Annotated in this window: 12 protein-coding genes; 7 read left to right on the top strand and 5 right to left on the bottom strand. The window is 73.7% G+C overall.

What is annotated here, in order from left to right; all coding sequences use genetic code 11:
• Window positions 1-43: 43 nt before the first annotated feature.
• Together G6W55_RS02030 and G6W55_RS02025 are read left to right on the top strand one after the other, a co-directional pair.
• A complete protein-coding gene (locus tag G6W55_RS02030) occupies window positions 44-1,165 on the top strand; it encodes an AAA family ATPase (protein WP_030783201.1) in 1,122 nt (373 codons plus the stop codon).
• Entirely contained in the window at window positions 1,162-3,966 is a 2,805-nt protein-coding gene (locus tag G6W55_RS02025) for a DUF5682 family protein (protein ID WP_175519016.1), read from the top strand. The genes G6W55_RS02030 and G6W55_RS02025 overlap by 4 nt, the downstream gene beginning before the upstream one ends.
• A gap of 112 nt (window positions 3,967-4,078) precedes the next feature.
• Here G6W55_RS02025 and G6W55_RS02020 read toward each other — a convergent pair whose 3' ends face one another.
• Window positions 4,079-5,575: a hypothetical protein gene (locus G6W55_RS02020; protein WP_175519015.1), complete on the bottom strand. Its 1,497-nt coding sequence runs from the start codon at window positions 5,573-5,575 to the stop codon at window positions 4,079-4,081.
• A gap of 86 nt (window positions 5,576-5,661) precedes the next feature.
• A complete protein-coding gene (locus tag G6W55_RS02015) occupies window positions 5,662-6,819 on the bottom strand; it encodes a CdaR family transcriptional regulator (RefSeq protein ID WP_175519014.1) in 1,158 nt (385 codons plus the stop codon).
• A 238-nt stretch (window positions 6,820-7,057) separates the two neighbouring features.
• Here G6W55_RS02015 and G6W55_RS02010 point away from each other — a divergent pair, with 238 nt between their 5' ends.
• Both G6W55_RS02010 and G6W55_RS02005 read left to right on the top strand, forming a co-directional pair.
• Window positions 7,058-8,845 (top strand): FAD-binding dehydrogenase, encoded by a 1,788-nt coding sequence (locus tag G6W55_RS02010; RefSeq protein ID WP_175519013.1) that lies wholly within the window; start codon window positions 7,058-7,060, stop codon window positions 8,843-8,845.
• 177 nt (window positions 8,846-9,022) lie between these two features.
• On the top strand, window positions 9,023-12,397 hold the full coding sequence (locus tag G6W55_RS02005; RefSeq protein ID WP_175519012.1) for a pyruvate carboxylase: 3,375 nt from the start codon (window positions 9,023-9,025) through the stop codon (window positions 12,395-12,397).
• 59 nt (window positions 12,398-12,456) lie between these two features.
• On the opposite strand, the gene G6W55_RS02000 is transcribed toward G6W55_RS02005, so the two are convergent.
• The gene (locus tag G6W55_RS02000) at window positions 12,457-13,383 is read right to left on the bottom strand and encodes a GNAT family N-acetyltransferase (RefSeq protein WP_175519011.1); all 927 of its coding nucleotides are present in this window, start codon (window positions 13,381-13,383) and stop codon (window positions 12,457-12,459) included.
• A gap of 182 nt (window positions 13,384-13,565) precedes the next feature.
• Between G6W55_RS02000 and G6W55_RS01995 the strand changes: the two genes are divergently transcribed.
• On the top strand, window positions 13,566-14,285 hold the full coding sequence (locus G6W55_RS01995) for an FAD binding domain-containing protein (RefSeq protein ID WP_175519010.1): 720 nt from the start codon (window positions 13,566-13,568) through the stop codon (window positions 14,283-14,285).
• A gap of 30 nt (window positions 14,286-14,315) precedes the next feature.
• On the opposite strand, the gene G6W55_RS01990 is transcribed toward G6W55_RS01995, so the two are convergent.
• Both G6W55_RS01990 and G6W55_RS01985 read right to left on the bottom strand, forming a co-directional pair.
• Window positions 14,316-15,347 carry a DUF6745 domain-containing protein gene (locus tag G6W55_RS01990; protein WP_309243599.1) on the bottom strand — a complete coding sequence of 344 codons (1,032 nt, stop codon included), beginning with the start codon at window positions 15,345-15,347 and terminating at the stop codon, window positions 14,316-14,318.
• Window positions 15,348-15,433: 86 nt separating this feature from the next.
• Window positions 15,434-15,760 (bottom strand): hypothetical protein, encoded by a 327-nt coding sequence (locus tag G6W55_RS01985; RefSeq protein ID WP_030783179.1) that lies wholly within the window; start codon window positions 15,758-15,760, stop codon window positions 15,434-15,436.
• Window positions 15,761-15,960: 200 nt separating this feature from the next.
• On the opposite strand from G6W55_RS01985, the gene G6W55_RS01980 reads away from it, so the two are divergent.
• On the top strand, window positions 15,961-16,920 hold the full coding sequence (locus tag G6W55_RS01980) for an STM4015 family protein (protein WP_175519009.1): 960 nt from the start codon (window positions 15,961-15,963) through the stop codon (window positions 16,918-16,920).
• Window positions 16,921-16,931: 11 nt separating this feature from the next.
• On the top strand, window positions 16,932-18,116 hold the full coding sequence (locus tag G6W55_RS01975; RefSeq protein WP_175519008.1) for an STM4014 family protein: 1,185 nt from the start codon (window positions 16,932-16,934) through the stop codon (window positions 18,114-18,116).
• Window positions 18,117-18,132: the final 16 nt, after the last annotated feature.

The following is an 18,132-nucleotide window of genomic DNA, read 5'->3' as shown; positions in this document are numbered from 1 at the left end:
CCCCGACTTTGTGAACTTCTGAACTTCCGAGAAAGGTTCCGACATGTCCGACCTGCTGCGCGCCCCCGCCGAGATCAAGTACGCCGAGGAACTGGACTGGCTGGAGTCGATCGACGACAACCCCAAGCCGTTCTCCTGGCGGCTGTCGCCGAAGATGGTCCGCCTCTTCATCCTCGGGGCCGAGCGCGCCGACGGTCTCGACCGGGAGGTGGCCCAGAAGTGGTTCGGCGACCGCAGCTTCGTCGAGCGGTCCATCGTCACCCTCGCCTCCGACCGCGGTCTGCTGCTGATCGGCGACCCCGGCACCGGCAAGAGCTGGCTCGCCGAACTGCTCGCCGCCGCGATCTGCCGCAACTCCACCCAGGTCGTCCAGGGCACGGCCGGCACCACCGAGGACCACATCAAGTACTCGTGGAACGTGTCCATGGTGATCGCCAAGGGCCAGTCGCGGGAGTCGATGATCCCCTCGCCGATCATGACCGCGATGGAGACCGGCACCATCGGCCGTTTCGAGGAGCTGACCCGCTCGACCAGTGACGTCCAGGACGCGCTGATCTCGATCCTCTCCGAGAAGTACATCTCCGTGCCCGAACTCGACGGCGCGGGCGGCGAGAACATCGTCTTCGCCAAGCCCGGCTTCTCCGTGATCGCCACCGCCAACAGCCGGGACCGCGGGGTCAACGACCTGTCCTCCGCGCTCAAGCGCCGCTTCAACTTCGTGCGCATCCCCGTCATCACGAACAAGAAGAGCGAGGCGGAGATCGTCCGCTTCCGCACCGAGGAACTGCTGCGCCGCCACCAGATCGAACTGGACGTGCCGCCGACCCTGCTCGACGTGCTGCTCCAGAGCTTCGCCGACCTGCGCGCCTCCGCCGCCGCGGCCGGCAGCGACGACGAGAAGCTGGAGTCAGCCCTGTCCACCGCCGAGCAGATCGGTGTCCTGGAGGACGCCATCCTGCACAGCAACTTCTTCGGCGAACGCGCCCTCACCGCCCGGACCCTCGCCTCCTCCCTGGTCGGCTCCCTGGCCCGCCGCGAGCCGGAGGACCTCGCCATCCTCAACAAGTACCTGCACGGCGTGGTCGAGCCGCGCGGCAAGGAAGAGGGCGGCGCCTGGCCGGAGTTCCTCGAGGGCGGCCGCGACGCGATCGCGACCCTGTCATGAGCGGCGGCACCTTCGAGGCCCTGCGCGGCCAACTGCACGAGGCGGCCACGGCGTTCGCCGACGGACCCGGCGCCCTGGAAGGCATCCTGCGGGGCATCGTGGACGACGTGGAGCGCGCCGTCCGCGAACCGCTGGAGATCTTCCCGGTCTGCCACCACTCGCCGGCCTCCGCGATCGCGATGGCCCGCCGGCTGCGCGAGAAGCAGCCCAAGGTGGTGTACCTGGAGCTGTGCGAGGACATGGCCCCGCTCCTGACCGAACTGCGCAACTGCCGGCTGCCGGTGGCGGTCCAGGCGTTCGCCAGCGAGGTCGAGGGCTTCCCGGCCGACTGGACGCCGCTGTCCGTGGTCGCCCCGGTCACCGAGGCGTCCGCCGAGTACCAGGCCATCGCCTACGCCCTCGACACCCCGGGCGTCGAACTCGTCCTGGTCGACCGGTCCTCCGACCATGTCTTCCAGTGGGAGAAGCGGCGGGAGAACCTTCCGGCGGTCCCGGCGGAGGACGGCGAGACCGGCCCCGACACGGCCCCCGCCGACGAGGAGAGCGCCCTGCACGGCGACGCCGTCGGCGTGGAGATCGGCGACCTGCGCCCCCGCTTCGCCGAACTGGAGGAGCACCTGCTGCGGCACGGCCGGGTCCGGCACTGGTCGGAGTGGTGGCACCAGTTCGTCGAACTCCCCCTCGGCGACAGCGACCACGACACCTACCGTCAGGTCATGCTGCTCATCGGCAGCCTGTTCCGCCGGCTCGCCCCGGGCGACACGCACCGCGTGCAGGTGGACGAGGACCGCGAGCGGTACATGTGGACCCGGATGCGCGAACACCTCGCCGCCACCGGCACCGACCCCGCCGACTGCCTGTACGTGTGCGGCGCCTTCCACGCGGCCAGCCGCGTCGAGGAGTTCGGGGTGCACGGCAGCGACACCTTCACCATCAGCCCGCCCAGCGGCACCAAGTGGCGGCACGGGCTGATCCCGTCCAGCCACGCCGCGATCGAGGCCCAGTTCGGCCTGGCCGCCGGTTCGGTGTCCATCGCCGCGACCGAATGGCAGAAGAACCTCAAGCGGACCCGCGTCAAGCCGTACCGGCTCGCCGGACAGGCCGGCACGAAGAAGCCCGCCAAGGCGGTGCAGCCCGTCCGGGCGCTGCCCGCCGCCGAGGCACCGGCCGCCGACCGGCTCACCGGCTTCCTCCAGCGCCCGCCCGTCCTCGACGGGCTGGACGAGGCGGAACTGCTCGGCTGGTCCGTGGACATCGTGCGCGCCGCCCGGCGCAACGGCTACCTCGCCTCCACCGCCGACGCCATCGCCGTCTTCGAGACGTCGATCCTGCTGGCCGGGATGCGCGAGCGCGCCAAGCCGACGCCGTACGACTTCCAGGACGCGGCCGTCACCTGTATCGAGAAGGACCGGGTGCCGGGGCGGCGGGACGTGCGGCGGCTGGTCGAGATCATGATGGGCGGCGACCGCGTCGGCCAGGTCGGCTACGACGCGCTGCCGCCGCTGGCCCGCGACGTCCACGACCGCCTTGAGCCGCTCGGCCTGCGCCTCCAGCAGCGCGGTGTCCAGCGCGCCCTGCTCGACATCGCCTCCCGGCCCGAACTGGAGCGCTGCTCCGACGTCCTGTGGATGCTGCGCCGGCTGATGCCCGACGGCGCCGCCCGGCCCATCATGGGTGAACGGCGGCTCGGCGAACGCCCCATCCAGGAGTCCTGGGACCTCGCCCTGGGCACCCACCAGCGCGCCCTGATCGAACTCGGCTACGAGGGCGTCAGCATCGAACAGGTGCTGGAGCAGCGGCTGCGGCGCGCCGCGTACGCGCCGCAGGCCACCGCGGCCGTCGTCCTCGAAGCCGTCGAGGACGCCATCCTGCATCTGCGCAGCCGCCGCCTCGCCGACGAACTGGGCACCCACGCCCTCGACGTGCTGGCGCGCGAACGCAGCGTGGACGGCGCGCCCGAGGTGCTGCGCCGCATCCGGCGGCTGCTCGCGCACTACCGCACCGCCGAGCCGGTGCTGCCGCCGTGGATCGAGTCGTTCGTCAAGACCGGCTACGCCCACTACTGCACGCTGCTGCCGACGGCGTTCACCGACGAGGACGCGACCGTGCGGCAGGTCGCGGCCATGCTGGGCTTCCTGTTCGGCATGGAGGGGCTCGCCCTCTCGCTCGGCTGCGACCGCACCCAGCTCGAACTGGCCCTGGCCCAGTCGCATCCGGAGGAGCCCGACCGCATCGCGCTGCTGTGGGCCGCGCGCACGCACCTGGGCACCCTGTCCCGGGCCGAGCTGCGCGAGCGCTGCGACGAGCTGCTCGGCAACCCGCTGGTGGTGCCCGCCTACCCGCGCTATCTCAGCGGTTTCGTGCACGCGCTGGAGCCGGTGCCGGGTCTCGCGGACTTCGTCGTCGAGGCGGTGTCGAACGCGTTCGCCCGGCTGCCCGACCCGGTCCTGCTGCCCTGGCTGCCGACCCTGATCACCACCCTGCGGGCGAGCGGCACCGAACTGGCCCCCCTCCTCATCCGCGAGGCCGGCCGTGTCTTCCCCGCCCGGCTCGCCGAACTGGACGCCTGGGTGCCGCCGTGGCGGCTCCCGCAACAGCCGAGCGCGCGCCCGGAGCCGACAGGCCGGGCGGCCGGTGCCGCGCTGCCGGCCGCCCACCCGGCGACCTGCGACGCGCTGGCGGACCTGCTGGGCTGCGACGGCACCTGGCAGACGGCGGGCCCCGCCGTCACCGGTGCGGCCCTCCTCACCCGGCACCCGGCGACCGCGCGGGACCTTACGGAACTGCTGGGCGTGGGCTGACGGGCACAGCGACCCACCCTGCGACGGCACTGGCGGACGGCGTGACCCCGCCGTCGGCGGGGCGGGACTCCTTATCCGGCCCCGGGGCCGGCGCGGGGTCTCGCGGAGCTGCTCAGCGTGGGCTGACCGGCAGATCCGACATCAGCCGTCGGACGGTGTCCGCCGTCAACGCCGGGTTGGCGGCGGCGTGGTGGGCCAGTTCCTCGTCGTCCAGGAGTTCGGTGAGCCGGTCCTGCGGCAGGTTCGGGTGGCGGGTCAGGGCGGCGCGGACGGACGGGTCCGGGTCCCGGGTGAGGCGCGCCGCGGTCTCCGGCGCGCACCCCGGATCCCGGGCGGTCAGCGCGCGGACGGCGGGGTCCGCGTCGTCGGCGTGCACGGACAACCCGTCGGCCGGGAACCGCGGCCGCAGCAGCAGGTCCTCCCGCCCGGGGCCGGTGTATTCGAGGAAGGCGCGCAGCAGCAGGGAAGGCGGGGCGGCGGGATGGTTCTGCGCCAGCAGCACGCGGACGCCGAGGTCGTCGTCGGCGGCCAGGCGCTCCAGCAGGTCCGGGGGCAGGGTGTGGTCCCGCGCCGCCCGGCGCCGCAGCAGCGGATGCGCGGAGAGCGCGTCCCGACGGACCGCGTCGGGATCCCGGGGTGTGAGGGGCGGCGGGCAGTAGAGGAACAGCTCGTCCTGCGGGACGGTGTAGTCGATCCGGGCGCGTTCCTCCTCGCTCCACGCCGCATGGACGGACACGGCGAGCCGCACCCTCGGGTCGGCGTCCTCGGCCAGGGCCCGTCGTTCGGCGGGCCCGAGGTCCGCGCGGTGCGCGATCCGCTCCCGCACCTCGGGGTCGGCGTCCCCGGCCAGCAGGACCACCACGTCGGCCGGCAGGCTCGGATTGCCCGCGATCATCGCCCGCTCGTCAGGACCGGCCGGACCGGTGAGGACCCGGTCCACGACGGCCCGGCTGAGGGCGTCGTGCAGCAGCGCCCCGGTGCGCGCGTGCGACGGATGGGCGGGCAGGGTGCTCTCCACCCACGCCGGGTCCTCGTGCCGCAGATGCCGCAGCGCCGACTCCCGCACCTCGTCGTCGGGGTCGGCGAGCAGGGCGGCCCGCGTCGCGGCGGGCAGCGACCCGAACGATCCGGTGCCCCACACCCGCAGCCGGGCGACCGGGTGGGTGGGCAGCGCCCGGCGCAGTGCGGCGGACATCTGCCCGTGGAGGCTGAAGCCCAGGTCGTCCCCGGAGTAGGTGGTGATCATGCGGACGACGGTCTCGTCCGGCAGCGGCCGCAGGCCGACGGGGTCGACGGTCCTCGGGCCTTCGGCGAGATGCGCGCGGACGAACCAGTCCGGGTCGTCCACCAGCCGCGCCCGCACGGCCGGGTCGATGTGCGGATTGCGGGCGAGGAAGCTGCGGGTGTAGCGGTCCGGGTGCGCGATCGCCGCGTCGGCCACCGCCCCGGGCAGATCCCGGTCCCGGCAGAGCACCATCCGCACCGCGAGCGGGGCGTCGGCCAGCAGCCGCAGCAGGATCTCGTCCGCAGCGGACGGATTGAGGGCGAGCCCGGCGAGCCTGCGGGTGGGCAGGTCGGCCTCGTTCCAGATCTGATCGGGTGTGGGCATACGGTCGGTTCCCCCGGTTCTCCACGACGGCGTACGAGTCCCCGCCTAGGGCGGGGGACCCATGACCTTAACCGTCGCGGCCCTGCTCAGCCGGGGGGCGGGGTGCCGTCCGCGTGCAGCCAGGAGGTGAGCGCCCACCACCAGTGCAGGGTGTCCAGCGGGCCGGTGTCGCCGTCGGTGAGGGACGCCGAGGTGATCTGCCGGAGCCGCCCCAGCCGGTAGCGCACGGTGTTGGGGTGGGTGAACAGCGCCGCCGCCGTCTGGTCGAGCCGGCGCCCGTTGTCGAGGAACGTCAGTGCGGTGCGGGCGAGTTGGCGGTGGAAGTCGTTGTCCGGATCCAGGGCGCCGAGCAGCCGGCGGCTCACCAGCGAGGCCAGTAACGGCTGTTCGGACAGGGCGATCCGGCCGGCCAGGTCCGTGACGTCGTACAGCCCGCGCAGCCCCCGCTCCGCGCCCAGCGCGGCCGCACGCGCGCACAGCCGGTACAGCGCGGGCAGTTCGGGCAGCGGAGCGGCGGGCGCGATCACGACCAGGGCCCCGGCGTCGATCTCGTCGCCCGAGGGCGGCCGCGGGCACAGTCCGGCGAGACGGCCGTCGATCAGCGCCGTCACCACGTGCGGCGACCGCAGCGCCGGCCGCTCGGCCGGCAGCGCGGCGAGGCAGCGGTGGTGCCCGGCGGCGTCCGCCCGCACCCCGGCCCGCGCCAACTCCTCGGCCCGCGGCGGCACTTCCCCCAACAGTGCCTGACGCAGCAGCCGGGTCCGTACGGCGTCCAGGGCGCGCGGGGAGTCGTGCTCGGCCGCGCGGTAGCCGTTGATCACATGGCGTTCGACGGCGTTGCCGTACTCCTGGAGCCGCAGCACCACGGAGAGCAGGACGCCGTCCGCCACCCCCGCCGACCGGCAGCGGTCCACCGCCAGTTCGGCCGCGCGGGCGAGCGCCGCCTGCACTCCTTGCAGGACGGCGGTCATCGGCACCCCCTGCACGGCCCGGTCGGCGCCCAGCAGCAGCGCGGCGGTGAAGTCCTGCTCCTCGACCGAACCCGACCGCTCCAGCGCGGCGAACCAGGGGCCCGCCGCCCGGATCATCGCCGTCACGTGCGAGCGCGTCGCCTCCTCGGTGAGCCGGGACAGTTCCGGGGAGCGGCTGCGGGCCACCCGGACCAGTTCCCCGCACACGTCCGGGTCGCCGGCCATGTCCCGCAGGACCGCGGTGACCTGCTCCGGGCCGTGAACGACCGTCATGGTCCCCCTCCCGCCCGGCCGCTGTCGCCGGGCCACAAGCAGGCGGGCGCCGCGTTGGCTGCCGCGCACTATCGCAGAGCCGTGTCGGCCTGGTTACCTGTTGGGCTACCGACGGTAACAGCGGGGGTGTCACAGGAACACCCCTCGCGCACGCCCCGTGCCCCACCCATGCCCCACGCATGTCCCACCCCTCGCGCACGCCACCCCCATGCCCCACGCCTCGCCCAGGAGGGCCGCCATGGACCACCCCGACGCCGCCTCCGGTGTCACGCGCCGCCGCGCCCTGACCGTGACCGGCGGAGTCCTCGCGGGCGCGACCCTCGCCGCCCACGCCTTCCCCGCCTTCGGCGCCGAGTCGCAGCAGGCCGACGCGATCGTCGTCGGCCACGGCCTCGCCGGCCTGGTCGCCACCGCCGAACTCGCCGCCGCCGGCCGCAAGGTACTGCTCCTCGACCAGGAACCCGAGGCGAGCCTCGGCGGCCAGGCGTTCTGGTCCTTCGGCGGGCTGTTCTTCGTCAACTCCGACGAACAGCGCCTGATGGGCATCAAGGACACCTACGACCTGGCCTGGCAGGACTGGCAGGGCACGGCCGGCTTCGACCGGGGCGTCGACGACCCGTCCGGCCAGGACTACTGGGCGAGCCGCTGGGCCAAGGCGTACGTGGAGTTCGCGTCCGGCGAGAAGCGGTCCTGGCTCTCCGGGCTCGGCGTGCAGTGGTTCCCGATCGTCGGCTGGGCGGAGCGCGGCGGCGGCCTCGCCACCGGGCACGGCAACTCGGTGCCCCGCTTCCACGTCACCTGGGGCACCGGCCCCGCCGTCGTGGAGCCGTTCGAGAAGAAGGTGCGCGCCGCGGTCGCCGCGGGCAAGGTCACCTTCAAGTTCCGGCACCGGGTGGACGAGATCGTCACCACCGGCGGCGTCGTCACCGGTGTACGCGGCGCGATCCTGGAGCCCAGCAGCGCGGCCCGCGGCAAGCCCAGCTCCCGCACGGTCGTCGGCGACTTCGAACTGCGCGCCCCCGTCGTCGTGGTCACCTCCGGAGGCATCGGCGCCAACCACGACCTCGTCCGCCAGAACTGGCCCGCCCGCATGGGCACCCCGCCCAAGTACATGGTCACCGGAGTGCCCGCGCACGTCGACGGCAGGATGCTCGCCATCACCGAGCGGGCGGGCGGCCGGATCGTCAACCCGGACCGCATGTGGCACTACACCGAGGGCCTCAGGAACTACGACCCGATCTGGCCCGGCCACGGCATTCGCATCCTCCCCGGCCCCTCCTCGATGTGGTTCGACGCGAAGGGCAAGCGGTTCGACACCCCCGACATCCCCGGCTACGACACCCTCCACACCCTCAAGACGATCACCGAATCCGGCTACGACTACTCCTGGTTCGTCACCACCCAGAAGATCATCGCCAAGGAGTTCGCGCTCTCCGGCTCCGAACAGAACCCGGACCTCACCAACAAGAACGTCTGGCAGCTCCTGTCCCGGATCTGGCAGACCCCGGAGCCGATCGAGAAGTTCAAGAACAAGGGGGAGGACTTCGTCGTCGCGACCACCCTCACCGACCTCGTCGCCGGCATGAACAAGCTCACCGGCACGAACCTCGTCGACCTGGCCGACCTCAAACGGCAGATCGAGGCCCGCGACCGCGAGATCGAGAACCCCTACACCAAGGACGTCCAGGTCATGGGCATCCGCAACGCCCTCGCCTACACCGGTGACTCGCTCAGCCGCACCGCCTCCGCCCACCGCATCCTGGACTCGAGCGCCGGGCCCCTGATCGCCGTACGGCTCAACGTGCTCACCCGTAAAACCCTCGGCGGCCTCCAGACCGACCTCTCCGGCCGGGTCCTGGACAGATCCGGGAACCCCGTGCCCGGCCTGTACGCGGCCGGGGAGGTCGCCGGCTTCGGCGGCGGCGGGGTCCACGGCTACCGGTCCCTGGAGGGCACGTTCCTCGGCGGCTGTCTGTTCTCCGGACGCCAGGCGGGCCGCGCCGCGGCGGCGGCCACCGCGACCTGACCCTCAGCGCCTCCGTGACCTGACCGGTCGTCGGCGGATCACGGACCCCGACCCGGCAGCCTTTCAGATCACGGTCCAAACGAGCGAGACATGCGGTGAGTGGCCCGACTCACATGGCCAACCCGGTCACTCACCGCCACGATGGACCCCGTCACCCGCAGGCCGAAGGGGTCCAGGATGTTCCGCAAGGTGCTGGTCGCCAACCGTGGCGAGATCGCGATCCGTGCGTTCCGCGCCGGCTATGAGCTGGGCGCGCGCACGGTCGCCGTCTTCCCGCACGAGGACCGCAACTCGCTGCACCGGCAGAAAGCCGACGAGGCGTACGAGATCGGCGAACCGGGCCATCCGGTGCGCGCCTACCTCTCCGTCGAGGAGATCGTCGGCGCCGCCCGCCGGGCCGGCGCCGACGCCGTCTACCCCGGCTACGGGTTCCTCTCCGAGAACCCCGAACTCGCCCGCGCCTGCGAGGAGGCGGGCATCACCTTCGTCGGACCGGACGCCCGTACCCTCGAACTGACGGGCAACAAGGCGAGCGCCGTGGCCGCCGCCCGCGCCGCCGGGGTGCCCGTGCTCGGCTCGTCCGCACCCTCCACCGACGTGGACGAACTGGTGCGCGCCGCCGAGGAGATCGGCTTCCCGGTCTTCGTGAAGGCCGTCGCCGGCGGTGGCGGCCGCGGGATGCGCCGGGTCGAGGACCCGGCCGTCCTGCGCGAGTCCATCGAGGCGGCCAGCCGCGAGGCCGCGTCCGCCTTCGGCGACCCGACCGTCTTCCTGGAGAAGGCCGTCGTCGACCCCCGCCACATCGAGGTGCAGATCCTCGCCGACGGCGAGGGCAACGTCATCCATCTCTTCGAGCGCGACTGTTCCCTCCAGCGCCGCCACCAGAAGGTCATCGAGCTGGCGCCCGCGCCCAACCTCGACCCCGCGCTGCGCGACCGCATCTGCGCCGACGCCGTCCGCTTCGCCCGCGAGATCGGCTACCGCAACGCGGGCACCGTCGAGTTCCTCCTCGACCCCGACGGCAACCACGTCTTCATCGAGATGAACCCCCGCATCCAGGTCGAGCACACGGTCACCGAGGAGGTCACCGACGTCGACCTGGTGCAGGCCCAGCTCCGGATCGCCTCCGGCGAGACCCTCGCCGACCTCGGCCTCTCCCAGGACACCGTCACCCTGCGCGGCGCCGCCCTCCAGTGCCGGATCACCACCGAGGACCCCGCCAACGGCTTCCGCCCCGACACCGGCCGGATCAGCGCCTACCGCTCCCCGGGCGGCTCCGGCATCCGTCTCGACGGCGGAACCACCCACGCCGGTACGGAGATCAGCGCCCACTTCGACTCCATGCTGGTCAAACTGACCTGCCGGGGCCGGGACTTCCAGGCCGCGGTCGGCCGCGCCCGGCGTGCCGTCGCCGAGTTCCGCATCCGCGGCGTGGCCACCAACATCCCGTTCCTCCAGGCCGTCCTGGACGACCCCGACTTCCAGGCCGGGCGGGTCACCACCTCGTTCATCGAGCAGCGCCCGCACCTGCTCACCGCCCGGCACTCCGCCGACCGCGGCACCAAGCTGCTCACCTACCTCGCCGACGTCACCGTCAACAAGCCGCACGGCGAACGGCCCGACCTGATCGACCCCACCGCCAAGCTGCCCGCGCTGCCCGCCGGCGAGCCGCCCGCCGGGTCCCGGCAGCGGCTGGTGCGGCTCGGCCCCGAGGGCTTCGCCCGCGCCCTGCGCGAGTCGCCGACCCTCGGCGTCACCGACACCACCTTCCGCGACGCCCACCAGTCGCTGCTCGCCACCCGGGTGCGCACCAAGGACCTCCTCGCCTCCGCCCCGCTGGTCGCCCGCACCCTGCCCGAACTGCTCTCCCTGGAGTGCTGGGGCGGCGCCACCTACGACGTCGCGCTGCGCTTCCTCGCCGAGGACCCCTGGGAGCGGCTCGCCGCCCTGCGCGAGGCCGTGCCCAACATCTGCCTCCAGATGCTGCTGCGCGGCCGCAACACCGTGGGCTACACCCCGTACCCGACCGAGGTCACCGACGCGTTCGTGCAGGAGGCCGCGGCCACCGGCATCGACATCTTCCGCATCTTCGACGCCCTCAACGACGTCGGCCAGATGCGCCCCGCCATCGACGCCGTACGCGAGACCGGCACGGCGGTCGCCGAGGTCGCCCTCTGCTACACCTCCGACCTGTCCGACCCGAACGAGCGCCTCTACACGCTCGACTACTACCTGCGGCTCGCCGAGCAGATCGTCGACGCCGGAGCCCATGTCCTCGCCGTCAAGGACATGGCGGGCCTGCTGCGCGCCCCCGCCGCGGCGAAGCTGGTCTCCGCGCTGCGCCGCGAGTTCGACCTGCCGGTCCACCTCCACACCCACGACACCGCGGGCGGCCAGCTCGCCACCTACCTCGCCGCGATCCAGGCCGGCGCGGACGCGGTCGACGGCGCGGTGGCCTCCATGGCGGGCACCACCTCGCAGCCCTCGCTGTCGGCGCTGGTCGCCGCCACCGACCACTCCGAGCGCCCCACCGGCCTCGACCTCCAGGCCGTCGGCGACCTGGAGCCCTACTGGGAGGGCGTCCGCCGCGTCTACGCGCCCTTCGAGGCGGGCCTCGCCGCCCCGACCGGCCGCGTCTACCACCACGAGATCCCCGGCGGCCAGCTCTCCAACCTGCGCACCCAGGCCGTCGCGCTCGGCCTCGGCGACCGCTTCGAGGACATCGAGGCCATGTACGCCGCCGCCGACCGCATCCTCGGCCACCTGGTGAAGGTCACCCCGTCCTCCAAGGTGGTCGGCGACCTCGCCCTGCACCTGGTCGGCGCCGGTGTCTCCCCCGAGGACTTCGAGGCCGCGCCCGCCCGCTACGACATCCCGGACTCGGTCATCGGCTTCCTCCGCGGCGAACTGGGCACCCCGCCCGGCGGCTGGCCGGAGCCCTTCCGCAGCAAGGCCCTGGAGGGCCGCGCCGAGGCCAAGCCCGTCAACGACCTCACCACCGAGGACCGCGAGGGCCTGGAGAAGTCCCGCCGCACCACCCTCAACCGGCTGCTCTTCCCCGGCCCGACGCGCGACTTCGACACGCACCGCCAGGCGTTCGGCGACACCAGCGTGCTGGACAGCAAGGACTTCTTCTACGGGCTGCGCCCGGGCAAGGAGTACGCCGTCGATCTGGAGCCCGGTGTCCGGCTGCTGATCGAGCTCCAGGCGATCGGCGAGGCCGACGAGCGCGGCATGCGGACCGTGATGTCGTCCCTGAACGGCCAGTTGCGGCCCATCCAGGTCCGTGACAAGGCGGCGGCCTCGGACGTCCCGGTGACCGAGAAGGCCGACCGCGCCAACCCCGGCCATGTCGCCGCCCCGTTCGCGGGCGTGGTCACCCTGGCCGTCGCGGAGGGCGACGAGGTGGCGGCCGGCGCCACCGTGGCCACCATCGAGGCGATGAAGATGGAGGCCACCATCACCGCCCCGGCCGGGGGCCGGGTGAGCCGTCTGGCCATCAACCGGATCCAGCAGGTGGAGGGCGGCGACCTGCTCGTGGTCGTCGGCTGACACATCGCGAAGGGGACCCGCCGCCCGGCACGGGCGGCGGGTCCCCTTCGCGTTCCCGGTCAGCGCAGGACGGCCTCCCAGGTGTCCACGGCGTAGTGGACCGTCATCCCGTGCCGGGCGTAGAGCCGGGGCGCGCCGGTCGCGTTGGAGGTGTCCACGCCCAGCCCGACCACGTCCCGGCCGCGGGCGGCGAACACCGCGAACGCGTGCCGCAGCATGAGCCCGGCCAGCCCCCGGCCCCGGGCCTCGCGCAGCACCCCGATGCCCCGGATCCAGCCCATCGCCTCGCGGTCGTCCCGGGCCATCAGGAACCCGGCGTCCCCGAGGTCGTCCGTCTCGGCGATCCACACCAGCGACCAGTCCAGCTTCCCGGCGTCCAGGTCGTGCAGCCACGCCTCGTACGCGCGCGGCTGGAAGTCGAAGTGGTCGGCGAAGGACGCCTGGTACAGCGCGTGCACCCGCCTGCGGTCCGCCTCGTCGGCACAGGGCCGCAGCCGCACCCCGGGGAGCGGCTCCGGCGCCCGGTCCGCGTCGGCGTCGACCGCCCGGCGCAGTACGTGATAGCGGCGCACGGCCGACCAGCCGCGCTCGCCGAGCAGTGAAGTGTCCAGCGTGGGGCGGACGTTGAGGTGCAGATGGACCACGGCCCGCTCGGCGCCGTTCTCCCGCGCCTTCTCCAGGGCCCGGTCCTCCATCGCCTTCAGCACGGCCAGTCCCGTGTCCTGACGGTCGGGCAGCACGTAGTGGTCGATGTCGATGCGCTCGCCGCCCGACTCGTCCCACAGCAGCCCGTAGGCCACCAGCCGGTCGCCGTCGAAGGCCAGCCAGGAATCGCGGTCGAGATCGGTCTCGGGATGCTTCAGATCTGCCTCGACGGTGTGCAGATCGGTCTCGGGCCGGCCGATCTCGATCACATCGATCTCGTTGAGCAGAGCGGTGACGGCGGGCGCGTCGGCGAGACCGGCGGGGCGAAGGACGTAGGACATGAGCCCCAGCCTCCGGGGGGAGGGGGTTTCGCCGCAACGCATTTTGAGGTCGTGCGAGGTGCCGCCGTGAGCCCTGTATGCGCCCCCGCGTGCCTGGGCAGAATCCGTTCTGCCAGTGATCATGCGGGCGGGGTGTTTCAGGCCCCCCGCCCCGAACTACCCGGGAAGGCAGGTCGGTTGTCGTGCAGTTGCGTCTTCCCACCTCCATATCCGAAGCACAGCGGTGTCTCGCGGAGGGGGCGGTACCGATCGGCGGGGCCACGCTGGTGTGGGCCGCCTGGCAGCGGGACGGCTTCCCCGAGCAGGCCGTCTCCCTGCGCAATCTGCCCGAGGCCACCGCCGTCGGGCCCGAGGAGGTCGGCGGGGCCGTCCTCCTGCACCGCGTGGACGCCACCGTGCCCGAGGCCCTGCACCGGGCCGCCTCCCAGGTGGGAACGGGCGCGGTGCGCCGTACGGCCACGGTCGGCGGCAACATCGTCGGCAGCACCCTGCGCGACCTGCTCCCCGCCGCGCTCGTCCTGGACGCGCGGGCGACGGTCCTGGAGTCCGACGGCGTCTTCGAGGCGGACCTGTCGGAGGTCGTCGCCAAGCGGCAGCTCCTGCTGGGGCTGCGCTGGAACACCCCGCTGACCAGCGGCTACACCAAACTGGAGGGCGACCCGGGCGGCCCGCCCCCGCTGGTCGTGGCTGCTGCCGTGCAGTCCGGGGGGACCGGCCCCGGCCGGCTCAGGGTGGCCGTCCGCGACGGCTACGAGGTGCTCAGCGAGAGCACGCCGTACGACCCCGACGCGGACCGGGCCTGGACCGCGCTGGAGCGCACCGACCTGGGCGGACTGCCCGCCCAGGCCCGGGACACCGTCCGCGCCCAGATCACCGACGTCCTGGCGCGCGCCGCCGGCTGAGCCACCGGACCGGGCGGGCGCCCGCCGGGCTCAGGTCTCGCGCACCGGCGCGTACGCGTCCGCGTCCAGACCGAACGTCCATGCCACTCCCTCTTTCGCCGTACGGGTCGACGGCGGCACGCGCAGCCAGTACGTGCGGTGCGTGCCGTCCGGCTCCGGGGTGGAGTTGAGGACCTCCACCATCACCACCGCCTCGTCGTTCGCGAGGTCGATCCGCCACAGCGTGCCCGTCCCGTCCCGGTGGACGGGGCGGGCGCCCGAGTCCGCCAGATAGCGGTCGTAGCCGTAGTACTCCAGCATGACCCGGCGCAGTTCCGCGTTCTCCTCGGAGCGGATGCGCTCCGGCGTGAGCGCCGGCAGCTCCGCGAGGAACTCCGCCGGGACCGGCATCCCACGCCACGCGTACAGCGCGAACCCGTCGGGATAGGCGAGCGCCGGACCGTCCCCGTGGTCCAGCCGCCCAGCCTCGTCACGGTGCAGGGCAACGGGCCGCTCGCACACCACCGCCACCCGGGCGAACGGCCACCACCAGCCGGCGCTGCGGCACACCGCGGCCAGCCCGTCCAACGGCCCGTCCGGCATGGCGTCATGTGTGCCGAACGCGGCGAGCCACGGCGCGTCGTGCTGCCCGAGCACCGCGTCCAGCAGGACCAGCCGGACCGCCGCGGCCTCAGGACCCGTCTCCCGGCCCGCCAGCTCCGCGACGACCCCGGCGCGGATCCGGTCCACCAGCGACTGCGCCGACTCCCACAGCCGGCCGCCCGTCGCCGCCCAGTGCGCCGACCAGCCCGCCGCGCCCAGTTCGGCGTGCAGCCGGCCGCGCTCACGCGCCCAGGGAGCGCTGCGGACCGCCTCGCGCACACAGGGCCCCGCGTCCGTCAGCTCCCGCACCAGGGCGACCGCCGCACGCGGCGAACCGGCCCACACCACCCGCTCCGGCTCCGCGAGCCCCGCCCGCCGGTACGCCCGGCGGATCCCCTCCTCGGCGGCCGCGCGGTCCGCGGGAGCCGTCGACGACGCCCACTCCCGCCACCCGCGCAGCTCGTCGGACGACTCCGCCACCGCCGTACTCCCCGTATCCACCGTGCCGTTCACGTGCCCTGCCCCTCGCTCTCCACCTGATCCCGACCGCTGCCCGATTCCGCCGCTCAGTCCGCCACGATCCGTACGGACCCGGGGACGTACTCCCGCTGTCTGATCACCCGGTACCAGCCCTTCGGCAGGGTGATCGCGGCATGCTCCTCGTGCACCACCCGCCCGCCCTGCGGCACATGCAGCAGCAGCGGACCGAACGGCCCCGGCTCCCGCACCAGATCACCCGGACCGACCACCGCGTGGGCGTGCCCCGTGACCTCGCCGAGCGCCAGCACCAGCCGGCCCCGCCCGTCCCGCCGCTCCTTCGGCGCCCGCGCCACATGCGCCGGCACCGCCTCCTCGGCCACGGGCACGATCAGCACATCTCCCTGCCGGTACATGGCTCTCCCCTCACCGCCGGACGCACCGAACGCGCCGGCCCCATGACGACGACCGTACGACCCGGCACTGACAACGCCCCGAAGACCGCCCCGCCGACCGGCGTTGTCAGTGGCTGTTGGTAGAACTGCGGGCGTCAGGGATCGCACGTCACGGATCGCACATCGGGGATCGCAGACCCCTTCCGCACAGGAGCAGCCGTATGTCCTACCCCATCCACCTCACCTCGCTGTACCGGCTGCCCGCCCACACCTTCCCGGGGCCCGAGGGGAAGACGGACGACCTGCCCGCCGCCGACTCCCGCGCCTGGCGGATCGCGAGCGACGTCTACGACGGCGAGGAGGAGTGGACGACGGCCTTCGCCCGCTTCTGCGACACCGTTGACACCACCCGGGTGAAGGCCCTGATCGTGGGCGCCTGGGGCGAGGCGTACGACACCGACCCCTCCGACGTGATCGAGGCCCTGCTGGCCGCCAAGGACCGTTTCCCGGCGCTGCGCGCGCTGTTCCTCGGCGACATGGAGTCCGAGGAGTGCGAGATCTCCTGGATCAACCAGACCGATGTGACCCCGCTCCTCGAAGGCTTCCCCGAGCTGGAGGAGCTGGGTGTGCGCGGCGGCACGGGACTGGGCCTGTCCGCCGTGCGGCACGACGCGCTGCGCCGCCTCGTCCTGGAGAGCGGCGGCCTGCCCGCCGACGTCGTGCGCGGGGTCGGCGGCAGCGACCTGCCCGCGCTGGAGCACCTCGACCTGTGGCTCGGCACCCCCGAGTACGGCGGCGACAGCGAGGCCGCCGACCTGGAGCCCCTGCTGTCCGGCGGCCGGCTGCCGAAGCTGCGTCATCTGGCGCTGCGCAACAGCGAGATGCAGGACGCCGTCGCCGCCGCCGTCGCCTCCGCGCCCGTGGTCGCCCGGCTCGAGGTGCTGGACCTGTCCATGGGCGTCCTGACCGACGAGGGTGCCGCCGCGCTGCTCGGCGGCCAGCCCCTCACCCACCTCAAGAAGCTCGACCTGCACCACCACTACCTCAGCGAGCCCCTGCTGGACCGGCTGCGCGCCACCCTGGAGCCGGCGGGCGTCGAACTCGACGTCGACCGCGACGGCGTCGACGAGGACGTGGACGACGACGGTACGGTCTGGCGCTGGGTCGCCGTGGGCGAGTGAACACCCCGCACATGCCCGCAGCACCGCCCGCCGCTGCCCCGCCCTTCGACGGCCCGCACCGGCCGCCGAGGTTCGCGGTCGTCGGCAACCCCGAGAACCGCCGCGTCACCCTCTTCGCCGACGCCGTCCGCGCGGCCGGGCTGCCCGCCCCGCGGGTCGTCGCCTGGACGGACGTCCTGCGCGAGGGAGGCGCCGAGTTCGCGCCCGACGAGATCCTCCGCGTCGACTCCCCGGGGGAGAACGCGCGCGTGGACCACGCCTGGCGCGGCACCGACGACCCCACCCGGGTCGAGGGCTCCGGCCGCTGGTACGCCGGTTTCACCGCCGCGCTGCGCGGACTGCGCGGCGGTGTCCGCCTCGACGACCCCGACGACCTGGCCGTGCTGTTCGACAAGCGGCTCTGTCACGCCGTCCTGGACACGGCCGGGGTCCCGGTCCCCAAGTCGCCCACCTCGGGCCCGGCCGGCGCGCCGGTGCGCGGCTGGGACGACGTACGGGCGCTGATGCGCGAGCACCGGCTGCCCCGGCTCTTCGTGAAGCCCGCGCACGGCTCGTCCGCGTCGGGCGTCCTCGCCGTCGAGACGGGCGGCGGCCGGATCCGGGCCACCACCTCCGTGGAACTCACCCCCGAGGGCCGGCTGCACAACTCCCTCAAGGTGCGCCGCTACGAGCGCGAGAGCGACCTCGCCGCCATCGTCGACGCGCTGGCCCCGGACGGCCTGCACCTCGAACGCTGGCTGCCCAAGGCGTCCCAGGAGGGCCGCGCCGCCGACCTCAGGGTCGTCGTCGTGGCGGGCCGGGCGACCCACGCCGTGCTGCGCACCAGCCGCTCGCCCCTGACCAACCTCCACCTCGGCGGCCGCCGGGGCGACCTCGACGCCGCCCGGCACGCCGTCGAGACGGCCGGCGCCCGCTGGAGCGACCTGCTCGGCATCTGCGAACGGGCGGCCGCCTGCTTCCCGCGCACCCTCTGCGTCGGCGTCGACCTGCTCCCGGCCGTCGGCTGGCGCGGCGCCGCCGTCGGCGAGGTCAACGCCTTCGGCGATCTGCTGCCCCGGCTCACCGGACTGCCCGGCAGCGGGGCCGAGGGCCTGGACACCTACGCCACCCAGGTGGCGGCGGTGCTGCGCGGCGCGCACCTCGGCCGCGAGCGCGGCGCGCACGACCAGTACAGAACAGGAACACCCCATGCCTGAGCCCGAGATGCCCGTG

This window comes from Streptomyces sp. CAI-85, assembly GCF_013363615.1.
Lineage (GTDB): Bacteria > Actinomycetota > Actinomycetes > Streptomycetales > Streptomycetaceae > Streptomyces > Streptomyces antibioticus_B.
The sequence above is the reverse complement of the archived record's forward strand: the minus strand, read 5'-3'. Positions and strand labels throughout refer to the sequence as shown.

Bases quoted from the DNA above. Each gene is read 5' to 3' on its own strand.
- G6W55_RS02030 (WP_030783201.1), top strand. From the start codon at position 44: ATGTCCGACCTGCTGCGCGCCCCCGCCGAGATCAAGTACGCCGAGGAA.
- G6W55_RS02005 (WP_175519012.1), top strand. From the start codon at position 9,023: ATGTTCCGCAAGGTGCTGGTCGCCAACCGTGGCGAGATCGCGATCCGT.
- G6W55_RS02010 (WP_175519013.1), top strand. From the start codon at position 7,058: ATGGACCACCCCGACGCCGCCTCCGGTGTCACGCGCCGCCGCGCCCTG.
- G6W55_RS02025 (WP_175519016.1), top strand. From the start codon at position 1,162: ATGAGCGGCGGCACCTTCGAGGCCCTGCGCGGCCAACTGCACGAGGCG.
- G6W55_RS02015 (WP_175519014.1), bottom strand. From the start codon at position 6,819: ATGACGGTCGTTCACGGCCCGGAGCAGGTCACCGCGGTCCTGCGGGAC.
- G6W55_RS01985 (WP_030783179.1), bottom strand. From the start codon at position 15,760: ATGTACCGGCAGGGAGATGTGCTGATCGTGCCCGTGGCCGAGGAGGCG.
- G6W55_RS02000 (WP_175519011.1), bottom strand. From the start codon at position 13,383: ATGTCCTACGTCCTTCGCCCCGCCGGTCTCGCCGACGCGCCCGCCGTC.
- G6W55_RS01980 (WP_175519009.1), top strand. From the start codon at position 15,961: ATGTCCTACCCCATCCACCTCACCTCGCTGTACCGGCTGCCCGCCCAC.
- G6W55_RS01975 (WP_175519008.1), top strand. From the start codon at position 16,932: ATGCCCGCAGCACCGCCCGCCGCTGCCCCGCCCTTCGACGGCCCGCAC.
- G6W55_RS02020 (WP_175519015.1), bottom strand. From the start codon at position 5,575: ATGCCCACACCCGATCAGATCTGGAACGAGGCCGACCTGCCCACCCGC.